The sequence below is a fragment of the Pseudomonas sp. FW305-70 genome (genome assembly GCF_058783925.1).
On sequence record NZ_JBYSYZ010000073.1, the window covers coordinates 1 to 12377 of the forward strand.

Sequence of the window (12377 nt, forward strand, 5' to 3'; positions counted from 1 at the left end):
AGGCTGCCGGAGCTCTGACCTTCGGCGATGGTGATGACCTTGCCGCTGTCGAGGGTCACGGTCACCGGACCGTTCTGCGCAGTGACCGGTTTGCCCTGGGCATCGGTCAAGGTCGCGGTGTAGGTGATGGTGCCGTTCTCGTCCACGCTTGGAGTGGCGGTCAGGGTCACCGTGGTGGTGTCGCTGACATCGTTGACCGTGGTTTCCACCGGAGTCTTGATCGGGTTGATCGCTTCGAGGTTGCCGCCCACCGCGTCCTTGATGGATTCAGTAACGGTGGTCGGGCCTTGGTAGACGTCGTTGCCCACGGTCACTGGCAGACTGCCGGAGCTCTGGCCTTCGGCGATGGTGATCACCTTGCCGCTGTCGAGGGTCACGGTCACCGGACCGTTCTGCGCGGTAACCGGTTTGCCCTGGGCATCGGTCAGCGTCGCGGTGTAGGTGATGGTGCCGTTCTCGTCCACGCTCGGCGTCGCGGTCAGGGTCACGGTGGTAGTGTCAATCGAGTCAGTGATGGATGTTACTGCCGGTTCTTTACTCGGCACCAGGTTCTCGAAATTGCCGCCCGTGGTACCAATGATGGTGGTGCTGACGGTGCTGCCGTTGACATGGACGTCATTGGCAGGGGTCCCAACCACGACGGTGCCGGTGGTCTGGCCCGCGTCGATGGTAATGACCGAGCCGTTGCTCAAGGTCACGGTCATCGGCGTGCCGGCCGGGTTGGTCAGGGTCGCGGTGTAGGTGATCTGGCCGCCTTCGGTGATGTTGCCGGTGGCCGTCAGGGTCAGCCCGGTGTTGTCCACGGAATCGGTGATGGTGGTCACGGCTGGCGCGGTGTTCGGCACCAGGTTCTCGAAATTGCCGCCCGTGGTGCCAGTGATGGTGGTGCTGACGGTGCTGCCGTTGTTATAGACGTCATTGGCCGAGGTCGGCACGTTCACGGTGCCGCTGGTCTGGCCAGCGGCGATAGTGATGGTCGAACCGTTGGACAGAGTGACGGTTACTGGCGTCTGTGCTGGATTGGTCAGGGTCGCGGTGTAGGTGATCTGGCCGCCTTCGGTGACGGTGTTGCCGGCCGTCAGGGTGACCGTGGTGGTGTCGAGGGTATCGGTGACCTGGGTCGCGGCCGGGGTAGTCGGCGGCGTCACAGTAATGCCGCTGCCGCCGCTGGTGCCGGTGACAGTTACATCGATTTGGGTCGCGTCGTTATAGACAGTGTCGTTCGCAGCCAATGGCACGTTGACTGTGCCGGTGGTCGCGCCTGCGGGAATCACGATCACGGCGCCGTTGGATAACGTGACAATCAGATCGGTCAGCGGTGCCTGGGTCAGGGTCGCGGTGTACACCAGCACGCCACCAGCCTCGGTGATGGTCGGCGTGGCACTGAGGCTGAGGACTGATTCACTCGGGGAATTGGCGTTGGCATTAACGTTGGCATTAACGTTGGCGTTGGTGGACTGGCTACCCGGGATTTCCAGGGTCGTTTGCCCGGCAGGGTTGATACCCGCGGTTGGGAAACCGATGGTCGGGTCGACACGGCCAGCCGTGGCGTCGAGCATCACGACGCTGTGACCGCCCCCGGCGGCACCGCCAGAACCTGCTGCAGTCGGGCCGGCAGCGGTGGCTTCAAGGTCTTTGGTCGGGTCGGCACCGGCGGCAATGGCTTGTTGCAGCTCTTCTACCGAAGGCGCGGCTTGCGCAGTGGCGGCTGCCAGGTCAGCACTGGAGTCCGGCGCGTCAGCGCTCCATTGGGTGTCACGGCCCAGATCGAGCGTACGGCCATCGGCCAGTTCCAGAGACACGGCACCAGAAAGGCCAGTATCGACCTGGTCGCCGGCAAACAGTTTGTCGCCTTCAACGAGAACTCGGCGGATGCCCTCCGGGGACACCACGAAAACCTGACCGACAATGCTTTTGACGATGGCAACAACACTGCTCATTGAAGACTCTCCGGGGTGTCACGTTCAGTTGACTTCCATAGACCTGATGGCGTCTGCGCCGACCAGTCTGGACGTTCTTTGCAAAATAGATGCACAAATTTGACGCGCTAATTCGTCAATATTTTGGCTATAATTTTTCGTTATTAACCTTATGCCAAACTATTGACCTTCTTGGATCCATCCTAAACAATCGTCCCAGTAATGTCACATTGATATTTGAGCTGTGACCCTGTCCTCGGTATGTGATCCAGTTCCGCTTTTGAGCTTTCCGACATACGGTCATTCCGCTCGCCATCTTCCGACACGGCGCGTTTTTCAGTCGTGATTCAAGACAAGAAGTCCTGGGAAATTCCTACAATGCGTTCGCCTTTGTTCATGGCTCTACCTTTCGCTATCGCCGCGTCTTTCGTCCAGGCGCAATCCTTACCAGAAGCCATGCAACAAGCGCTGGATGTCCATCCGGAGGTCCAGGCAGGTGTCAACAGCCGGTTGGCGGCTGATTATCAGTTGAAGGCGGCGAAAGGCGGGTACTTGCCACGGGTCGACCTGCTGGGCGGTTATGGTCGTGAAGGCACCGATAGTGTGACGACGCGAGACGGCAGCAACAATCACTTCGAAACCCTGAACCGCAGCGAATCGAGCTTGCGACTGACCCAAATGGTTTTTGACGGTTTTGCGACGACCAGCGAAGTAGGGCGTCAACAAGCCACCGTCAACTCCCGTGCCTATTCGCTGCTGAGTACTTCCGAGCGTACCGGGCTGACCGTGGCCCAGGTCTATCTCGACGTGCTGACCCGGCGCGAATTCGTGCGCCTGGCCGAGGACAACCTCAAGAGCCACCAACGCATTTACGACCAGATCCAGCTGCGCACCCAGCGTGGCGTCGGTAGCGGCGCCGACCTCGATCAGGCCGAGGCGCGGATGGCCCAGGCGCGCAACAACCTGATCACCGAGCAGACCAACCTGGCTGATGCCGAGACCAATTACCTCTCCGCTGTCGGCCAGATGCCCGATCAACTGGAGCGCCCGGCGAGTTTCCTGGCGCTGATGCCGGCCAACCTGAATGAAGCCCGCGCGCAGATGCTGGAAAACAGCCCGATCCTGCGCTCGGCCGAATCCGACATCGCCGCTGCCGAAAAGCAGTACGACACAGCCAAGTCGACCTTCTACCCACGCTTCGATGCTGAGTTGGGTCGCACCGCAGACAACGATATCGATGGTCAGAATGGCCACAACAACGAATGGCAGGCCATGCTGCGCATGCGCTTCAACCTGTATGCCGGCGGTAGCAACAAGGCCGACCTGGAATCAAAGTCCTACCTGTCGAACCAGGCACTGGACATCCGCAACAACGCCCTGCGCCAGTTGAATGAAGAACTTGGCCTGGCCTGGAACGCCCTGAACAACGCCAATGCCCAGGTGCCGATCGCCCAGCAGTACGTTGATCACAGCACCGCCGTGCGTACCGCTTACCAGCGTCAGTTCAGCCTTGGCGAGCGCACTCTGCTCGATTTGCTCGACAGCGAGAACGAGTTGTTCTCCTCTTCTCGCCGTCTGGCGGAGATCAAGAACATTCAGTTATTTACTCAGTACCGAATCAAGGCGACCATGGGCGAGTTGCTCAAGAGCCAGGGAGTGGTCGCACCATTGGCATCCGTTGTGCAGAACGACGTGAAGCCCAAGGTCCAATTGCCCGGTATGAATTGAGCAGGACCTTCATTGTTCAATTGTTAGCCAAGAGTGCCGAGCGTGGAATCAGAAGTCAGTCGGGTTCAACTCATTCATGATCCGCGCGCGTTGCATGACGATCCGTTGCTGGATGGTCTGCTCGCTCTTTGCATGCTGCACCAAAAGCCGGCCAGCGCGGCCATGCTCACCACCGGCCTGCCACTGCCCGAGCAGCGTTTGAGTGTCGAGCTGCTGCCACGCGCGGCGGCTCGCGCGGGGCTGCAAGGCCGGGTGCTGCAGCGCAAGCTGGAGGACATTCCGGCGATTGCCATGCCGGCATTGTTGCTGCTCAAGGACGGTCGCAGTGCCGTCCTGCTTGGCTGGCAAGGCGAAGATCAGGCGCGGGTGCTGCTTAGCGAAAGCGATGGCGGTGAGTCCATGGTCAGCCGCGAGCTGCTGGCCGACGATTACACCGGCAAAGTCTTTTTTGCCCAGCCGCAGCACAAATTCGACGTCAATCACGGCACGCTGATTCCCCGTGCGCGCTCGTGGTTCCGCGACACCCTCAAGCGTTCGCGCTGGTTGTACGCCGACGCCATTGCCGCCAGTTTCCTGATCAACATCATTGCCATGGCCGCGCCGTTGTTCGTGATGAACGTCTACGACCGTGTCGTGCCGAACCAGGCCGAAGCGACGCTATGGGTGCTGGCCGTCGGCATCTCTGGCGCCTACCTCTTCGACCTGATCCTCAAAAGCCTGCGCAGCCTGTGCCTGGATCTGGCCGGCAAGAAAACCGACCTGATCATCTCGGCCACGCTGTTCGAGCGCATCGTCGGCATGACCATGAAATACCGGCCGGCACGGGTCGGCAGTTTTGCCCAGAACATCCATGAGTTTCAGAGTCTGCGCGATTTCCTCGCCTCGCTGACCCTCACCAGCCTGATCGACCTGCCGTTCACCCTTTTGATTTTCATGGTTATCGCGATCCTCGGCGGCCATCTGGTGTGGATACCGGTGCTGGCATTCCCGATCGCCCTGGCCATCGGCTATGCGTTGCAAAAACCCCTGGTAGCGACCATGGAGCGGACCATGGCGCTGGGGGCCGAGCGTCAGTCGAGCCTGATCGAAACCCTGGCCGGGCTGGATGCGGTAAAGGTCAACAACGCCGAAAGCGAACGCCAGTATCAGTGGGAACAGACCATCGGCACCCTCAGTCGCCTTGAATTGCGGGTGAAGATGCTGTCCGGCCTGGCGATGAACATCACCTTGCTGATCCAGCAACTGGCCGGGGTGATCATGATCGTCTTCGGTGTGTACCAGATCATCGACGGTCACCTGAGCATGGGCGGCCTGATTGCCTGCTACATGCTCAGTGGCCGTGCGCTCAGCCCGCTGGCGTCGCTCTCCGGGTTGCTGACGCGCTATCAGCAGGCACGGGTGACCATGACGTCCGTCGATCAAATGATGGAACTGCCCCAGGAGCGCAATTTCGAAGAGCGCCCGCTCAGCCGCAAGGTATTGCAGGGCGCCATTGAATGCCGCCAGCTCAATTTCACGTACCCCCAACAGCAGAACCTGGCGCTGAAGAACATCAATCTGTCGATTCAGCCCGGTGAGAAAATCGGCATCATTGGCCGAAGTGGCTCGGGCAAGAGCTCGCTGGCCAAACTGCTGGTAGGGCTCTATCAGCCCGATGATGGCTCGTTGTTGGTCGATGGTGTGGATATCCGCCAGATCGACGTCAGCGAGCTGCGCTACAACATCGGCTACGTGCCCCAGGACATTCAGTTGCTCGCCGGCACCTTGCGCGACAACCTGGTTTCCGGTGCGCGGTATGTCGAGGATGAGCTGGTGCTGCAAGCGGCAGAGCTGGCCGGTGTCCACGAATATGCGCGCCTGCATCCGCAGGGTTATGAGCTGCAAGTGGGCGAGCGCGGGCAGAACCTCTCCGGCGGCCAGCGGCAGAACGTGGCCCTGGCCCGTGCGTTACTGCTCAATCCGCCGATCCTGCTGCTCGATGAACCGACCAGTGCCATGGATAACACCGGTGAAGAGCGCCTCAAGCAGCGCCTGGCCGCCGTGATCGAAAACAAGACCGTGGTGCTGGTGACGCACCGGGCATCGCTGTTGTCGCTGGTGGATCGGCTGATCGTGATCGACCGCGGGCAGATACTCGCCGACGGCCCGAAAGCTGCGGTGATGGAAGCGTTGAAGAAGGGGCAGATCAGTGTTGCTTAAGTCGGGTAAGGGTTCGATCCTTCGCTACTTCAAGGGCTCTTCTTCGCTCCAGGGCCAGCCGCTGCCGGAGGTCAACAAGGCGTTGATCGAAGATGCGCCGCGTGTGGTGCGGCTGACGATCTGGGCGATCATCGCGTTCTTCGTCTTCCTGATGCTCTGGGCCAACTTCGCAGTCATCGACGAAGTGACCAAGGGCGATGGCAAGGCGATTCCATCGTCGAAGATCCAGAAAATCCAGAACCTTGAGGGCGGTATCATTTCCGAGCTGTTCGTCAAGGAAGGCCAGATCGTCGACGCCGGTGCCCCGCTGCTTCGCCTGGATGATACGCGATTTGCCTCGAACGTCGGCGAAACCGAGGCCGATCGGTTGTCGATGGTGCTGCGGGTCGAGCGCCTGAGTGCTGAGGTCGAGGATCGTCCGCTGAATTTCCCCGAGGATGTACTCAAGGCCGTGCCGGGTCAGGCCAAGAGCGAAGAGTCGCTCTATATCAGCCGCCGCCAGCAGTTGCACGACGAGATTGGCGGCTTGCAGGAGCAATTGATCCAGCGCCAGCAGGAGCTGCGCGAGTTCACCTCCAAGCAGGCGCAGTACCGCCAGCAATTGGGCTTCCAGCGTCAGGAAATCAGCATGTCCGAGCCATTGGTGGCCCAGGGCGCGGTATCGCCGGTGGAAGTCCTGCGCCTCAGGCGTGCCGAAGCGGAGACCCGTGGCCAGCTCGACGCCACCACCCTGGCAATTCCGCGAGCCGAGTCGGCGATCAAGGAAGTGCAGCGCAAAATTGACGAAACTCGCGGCAAGTTCCGTAGCGATGCCCTGACCCAACTCAATGAAGCACGCACCGATCTGAACAAGGCCCAAGCCACCGGCAAGGCCCTGGAAGACCGGGTCAGCCGGACGCTGGTCACCTCGCCGGTGCGGGGTATCGTCAACAAGCTGCTGGTCAATACCATTGGCGGGGTTATCCAGCCAGGCAGCGACCTGGTGGAAATCGTGCCGCTGGACGACACCTTGCTGGTCGAGGCGAAGATCCGCCCGCAGGACATTGCGTTCCTGCATCCGGGGCAGGAAGCGACGGTGAAATTTACCGCCTATGACTACACCATCTACGGTGGGATGAAGGCCAAGCTGGAACAGATCGGTGCCGACACCATTACCGACGAAGACAAGAAAACCACCTACTACATCATCAAGCTGCGCACCGACCGCAGCCACTTGGGCACCGACGAAAAACCCTTGTTGATCATTCCAGGGATGGTCGCTTCCGTGGACATCATCACCGGCAAGAAGACTGTCCTCAGCTACCTGCTCAAGCCGATCATCCGCGCGCGGGCCGAGGCGCTGCACGAGCGCTAGATCTTTAGTGAATTCACTGACCCCATCGCGGGCAAGCCCGGCTCCCACAAGTTCTCTGTTGAAACACGATCATGTGTTTGACACAGAAACCTGTGGGAGCCGGGCTTGCCCGCGATGGGGCCAGTCAAAACACCACAACCCTGTCAGTAAGTGACAAATAACGTCACTCCACAATCCACGCAGTCCCTTTTCAATCGCCATATCGTTATTCATTAACGGTATTTAAATTTCAATTCTTATACCTATAAAGTCAATCCCCTGCGTACCTGCCGACCAATCGGCGCGCCGCACGACACGAACCAACACGGGACCTCCGTGAGTTTCTGATCGACGCGCGCGCCTTTGAGCGTGCCGTGCGTGGGAGTGATTTATGTCTGCAGCTTCAGCTTCGCCAAGCATCGCGCCACAACTCTTTGAAATCCGCCCGTTCAGCGGAGCGGTGGGCGCCGAAATCCTCGGCCTCGATTTGTCCCGCCCGATCAATGATCAGGACTTCGCCCGCATTCACCGCGCGCACCTGGACCATCATGTGGTGGTGTTCCGCGACCAACGCATCACCCCGCAACAGCACATCGGCTTCAGCCGTCGTTTTGGCCTGTTGCAGATTCACGTGCTCAAGCAGTTCCTGCTGGCAGGGCATCCGGAAATCCTCATCGTTTCCAACATCGTCGAAAACGGCCAGAACATCGGCCTGGGCGACGCCGGCAAGTTCTGGCACTCCGATCTCTCCTATAAACAACTGCCGAGCCTGGGCTCGATGCTGCATGCCCAGGAGCTGCCCTCGGAGGGCGGCGATACCTTGTTCGCCGACATGCACAAGGCCTGGGACAACCTGCCCGAGGCGCTGCGCAAAGCGGTAGAAGGCCGCTCGGCCGCGCACTCCTACACGGCGCGTTACAGCGAAACCAAATTCGAAGGCAACTGGCGCCCGACCCTGACCCCGGAGCAACTGGCCCAGGTCGCCGAAGTCGTCCACCCGGTCGTGCGGACACACCCGGAAAACGGCCGCAAGGCCTTGTTCGTCAGCGAGGGGTTCACCACCCGCATTGTTGGCCTGCCGGAGGACGAGAGCCAGCAACTGTTGGCCGAGCTCTACGCCCACAGCGTGTTGCCGCAAAACATCTACCGCCATCAATGGCAGCCCCATGACCTGGTGTTCTGGGACAACCGTTCGCTGATCCACCTTGCTGCCGGCTGCCCCAGCCATCTGCGCCGCAAGCTGTATCGCACCACCATCCAGGGCGACGCGCCTTTCTGAATTGCCGGAGAATTGATCATGTCCAAACGTCTGCCCTTTGCACCCCTGGCCGCCGCCATCGGCCTGGGTTTCAGCCTGATCGCCGGCAGCCTGGTGGCGCCGACCGTGGCCCACGCCGAAGGTGAAATCCGCATCGCCGAACAGTTCGGCATCGTCTACCTGCTGCTCAACGTGGTGCGCGATCAGAACCTGATCGAGAAGTACGGCAAGCAGGAAGGTATCGACATCAAGGTCGACTGGACCCAGCTCTCGGGCGGCGCGGCGGTCAACGATGCGTTGCTGTCCGGCTCGATCGACATTGCCGGTGCCGGTGTCGGCCCGCTGCTGACCATCTGGGACCGCACCCATGGCAAGCAGAACGTCAAGGCCGTGGCTTCCCTCGGCAACTTTCCGTATTACCTGGTGAGCAATAATCCGAAGGTCAAAACCATCGCCGACTTCACCGAGAAGGACCGCATCGCGGTGCCGGCGGTGGGCGTGTCGGTACAGTCGCGCTTCCTGCAATACGCGGCCGCCAGGCAGTGGGGCGACAAGGAATTCAACCGCCTCGACAAGTACACCATCGCTGTTCCGCACCCCGACGCTACAGCAGCGCTGGTAGCCGGTGGCACCGAGTTGACCGGGCATTTCTCCAACCCGCCATTCCAGGATCAGGCGCTGGAAAATCCCAATGTACACGTGGTGCTGAACACCTATGACCTGCTCGGCCCGAACTCGCCGACCGTGCTGTTCGCCACCGAGAAATTCCGCAACGAGAACCCGAAAACCTACAAAGCCTTCATCGAAGCGCTGACCGAAGCCGCACAGTTTGCGCAGAACGATAAAGGTGCAGCGGCGGACACCTACATCCGCGTGACCAAGGCCAAAATCGACCGCGCCGCGTTGCTGAAAATCATCGATAACCCGCAGTTCGAGTTCAGCGTCACGCCGAAAAACACTTACCCGTTGGCCGAGTTCCTCTACCGTGTCGGCGCGATCAAAAACAAACCGGACTCGTGGAAGGATTATTTCTTCCAGGACGCCAAGCCGCTGCAAGGGAGCTGACCGAAATGAACGCCCCTTTGCAAGGCCACACGGTCAGCAATCCGATCGCGGCAGCCCAGGCGCTGCTGTCGGTCGATAACGTCAGCCTCGAGTACCGCACGCCGCAGCGGGTGGTGCGGGCGACCCATCAAGTCAGCTTCGAGATCGATCCGGCGGACCGTTTTGTCCTGCTCGGGCCGTCCGGTTGCGGCAAGTCGACCTTGCTCAAGGCTGCTGCCGGCTTCATCCAGCCTGTGGAAGGCGAGATCCGTCTGCAAGGCCAGCGCGTCGATGCGCCGGGGCCGGACCGGATCGTGGTGTTCCAGGAGTTCGATCAACTGCCACCGTGGAAAACCGTCAAACAGAACGTGATGTTTCCGCTGCTGGCCTCGAAAACCCTCAAGCGCAAAGAGGCTGAAGCGCGGGCGTTGCACTACCTGGAGAAGGTTGGTCTGGCGGCGTTTGCCGATGCCTATCCGCACACCTTGTCCGGTGGCATGAAGGCTCGGGTTGCCATCGCTCGGGCGCTGGCGATGCAGCCGAAAATCCTCCTGATGGACGAACCCTTCGCCGCCCTCGACGCGCTGACCCGACGCAAGATGCAGGAGGAACTGTTGCTGCTCTGGGAGGAAGTGCGCTTCACGCTGCTGTTCGTCACGCACTCCATCGAAGAGGCGCTGGTGGTGGGTAACCGCATTCTGTTGCTGTCACCGCATCCGGGGCGAGTGCGGGCGGAAGTGCACAGCCACCAATACGATTTGCACAGTCTGGGCGGTGTGGCATTTCAGGAATCGGCGCGCCGCATTCACCGGCTGTTGTTCGACGAAGGTCAATCACCGCAAGCCGAGCACGAACTGGATTTCGCTGACATCCGCATCGCGTATTGATCCCGTTGAGAGGAGGGCCCGATGAGCCATTTATCATCCCCGCGTGAAGCGTTCGAAACGGTTTTGCAGCCACTGACCAGTGTGCCGCTGGAGCGTGAACTACCCCTTGGGCAACGCCTGTGGCAACAGGGCTGGTTGCGTAAAAGCCTGATCCTGGTGTTGCTCGCCGTGCTCTGGGAAGCCGTTGCGCAGTTTCAGAACAACGACCTGCTGCTGCCGAGCTTCTTGCAGACCGCTCACGCGCTGTACGACGGCTTGCTCAGTGGCGAGTTGCTGGGCAAGGTGTGGATCTCTTTGGTGGTGTTGCTCAAGGGTTATCTGATCGGCATCGTCCTGGCGTTTGGCCTGACGACGCTGGCGGTGTCGACGCAATTCGGTCGCGACTTGCTCAGTACCCTGACGTCGATGTTCAACCCGTTGCCCGCTATCGCTCTATTGCCGCTGGCGCTGTTGTGGTTCGGCCTGGGGCAGAACAGCCTGATTTTCGTGCTGGTGCACTCGGTGCTTTGGGCCTTGGCGCTGAACACCTACGCCGGGTTTCTCGGCGTCTCGGAAACGCTGCGCATGGCCGGGCGCAACTATGGCCTCAAGGGCATGCGTTTTGTGCTGTTCATCCTGATCCCGGCGGCGCTGCCGTCGATCCTTGCCGGCCTGAAGATCGGCTGGGCGTTTGCCTGGCGGACGTTGATTGCTGCCGAGTTGGTGTTTGGCGCGACCAGCGGCAAAGGTGGGTTGGGGTGGTACATCTTTCAGAATCGCAATGAGCTGTATACCGACAAGGTGTTTGCCGGCCTGGCGGTGGTGATTCTGATTGGGTTGCTGGTGGAGAACCTGGTGTTTGATTCGTTGGAGCGGGTGACGGTCAAGCGCTGGGGCATGCAGCGCTGATCGCAAATCCAGAGATCGCATTCCTCTGTAGGCGCTGCCGAAGGCTGCGATCTTTTGATCTGCTAGCATTGCACCTGGATCAATCCTGATCGGTCATGAGTGCTCTGCATGCAACTCCCGGACATGAACCTGTTGGTCGCCCTCGACGCCTTGCTCGACGAGGGCAGTGTGGTGGGGGCGGCGCGGCGGATGAACCTGAGCCCGGCGGCCATGAGCCGGACGTTGACGCGCATCCGCGAAGCCATTGGCGACCCGATCCTGGTGCGCGCCGGCCGTGGCCTGGTGCCGACACCCAAGGCGCTGGAGTTGCGCGAGCAAGTGCGCAGCGTGGTGGAGCAGGCCGGATTGCTGTTTCGGTCGGCCGATGCGGTGGAGCTGAGTTCGCTGCGGCGGCGGTTCAGTATTCGGGCCAACGACTTCTTTGTCGGTGTTTACGGCGGCAAGTTGTTCGCCACCCTCGACCGGCAAGCGCCGCACTGCGAATTGCGTTTCGTCCCGGAAGGCGATGGCGATGATGAGGCCTTGCGCGAAGGGCGGATCGATCTGAGCGTCAGCAACACACGGCCGTTGACCCCGGAAGTGAAGGTTCAGAACCTGTTTTCCACCCACTTCGTCGGCCTGGTGCGCGAGGATCATCCGCTGCTGGACGAAGAGATCACGGCTGAGCGCTATGCCGGTTATTCCCATATCAGCATGTCCCGGCGCGGCATTGCCCGGGGGCCGATCGATACCGCGCTCAATGCCTTGGGCCTGGAGCGGCGGGTGGCGGTGATCGCGCCAAGCTTTCATGCGGCGATGTTTGCCTTGCCCGATTCCGACCTGATCCTGCCGGTGCCCAAGGAAGCCTTGCTGAGTGTGCGGCGGCTGGGGTTGAAACTGCGCTCGTTCAACCTGCCGATTCCGTTGCCGACCCTGATGCTGACCCAGGCCTGGCACCCGCGCTTCGACAAGGACCCGGCGCACCGCTGGCTGCGTGAAACCCTGAAAACCTGCTGCGATGAAACGTGGCTGGCTGCGCAGCCGGACTGAGGTCGAGCGCATCCTCCCCCTGTAGGAGCGAGCTTGCTCGCGATGGTCGTTAACGATGCCGCGTGTTTACTGACTAAACGCGGCGCTCTTGA

9 protein-coding genes are annotated in these 12377 nt (G+C 60.7%); 8 read left to right on the forward strand and 1 reads right to left on the reverse strand.

All coding sequences use genetic code 11. From position 1 onward, the window contains the following. Nucleotides 1-1940 (reverse strand): retention module-containing protein (locus AC3WN7_RS28070; protein WP_492575434.1); only part of this gene is annotated, 1940 nt, incomplete at its 3' end. A 357-nt stretch (nucleotides 1941-2297) separates the two neighbouring features. On the opposite strand from AC3WN7_RS28070, the gene AC3WN7_RS28075 reads away from it, so the two are divergent. The 8 genes from AC3WN7_RS28075 (at nucleotide 2298) to AC3WN7_RS28110 (ending at nucleotide 12285) form a co-directional block, all read left to right on the forward strand. Further along, complete coding sequence (locus tag AC3WN7_RS28075; protein ID WP_095964445.1) at nucleotides 2298-3647, forward strand: TolC family outer membrane protein; 1350 nt, start codon at nucleotides 2298-2300, stop codon at nucleotides 3645-3647. A 42-nt stretch (nucleotides 3648-3689) separates the two neighbouring features. Further along, complete coding sequence (locus tag AC3WN7_RS28080) at nucleotides 3690-5846, forward strand: type I secretion system permease/ATPase (RefSeq protein ID WP_102675796.1); 2157 nt, start codon at nucleotides 3690-3692, stop codon at nucleotides 5844-5846. Then, nucleotides 5836-7200, forward strand: coding sequence for an HlyD family type I secretion periplasmic adaptor subunit (locus tag AC3WN7_RS28085; RefSeq protein WP_095964447.1), 1365 nt, complete (start codon nucleotides 5836-5838; stop codon nucleotides 7198-7200). The genes AC3WN7_RS28080 and AC3WN7_RS28085 overlap by 11 nt, the downstream gene beginning before the upstream one ends. Nucleotides 7201-7570: 370 nt before the next feature. Beyond that, on the forward strand, nucleotides 7571-8458 hold the full coding sequence (locus AC3WN7_RS28090; protein ID WP_102675795.1) for a TauD/TfdA dioxygenase family protein: 888 nt from the start codon (nucleotides 7571-7573) through the stop codon (nucleotides 8456-8458). A gap of 18 nt (nucleotides 8459-8476) precedes the next feature. Continuing rightward, nucleotides 8477-9502 carry an ABC transporter substrate-binding protein gene (locus tag AC3WN7_RS28095; protein WP_015092949.1) on the forward strand — a complete coding sequence of 342 codons (1026 nt, stop codon included), beginning with the start codon at nucleotides 8477-8479 and terminating at the stop codon, nucleotides 9500-9502. Between the two features lie 5 nt (nucleotides 9503-9507). Further along, the gene (locus AC3WN7_RS28100) at nucleotides 9508-10368 is read left to right on the forward strand and encodes an ABC transporter ATP-binding protein (RefSeq protein ID WP_102675794.1); all 861 of its coding nucleotides are present in this window, start codon (nucleotides 9508-9510) and stop codon (nucleotides 10366-10368) included. A 21-nt stretch (nucleotides 10369-10389) separates the two neighbouring features. Further along, nucleotides 10390-11256, forward strand: coding sequence for an ABC transporter permease (locus tag AC3WN7_RS28105; RefSeq protein WP_095964450.1), 867 nt, complete (start codon nucleotides 10390-10392; stop codon nucleotides 11254-11256). Between the two features lie 108 nt (nucleotides 11257-11364). After that, entirely contained in the window at nucleotides 11365-12285 is a 921-nt protein-coding gene (locus AC3WN7_RS28110) for a LysR family transcriptional regulator (RefSeq protein WP_095964451.1), read from the forward strand. Nucleotides 12286-12377: the final 92 nt, after the last annotated feature.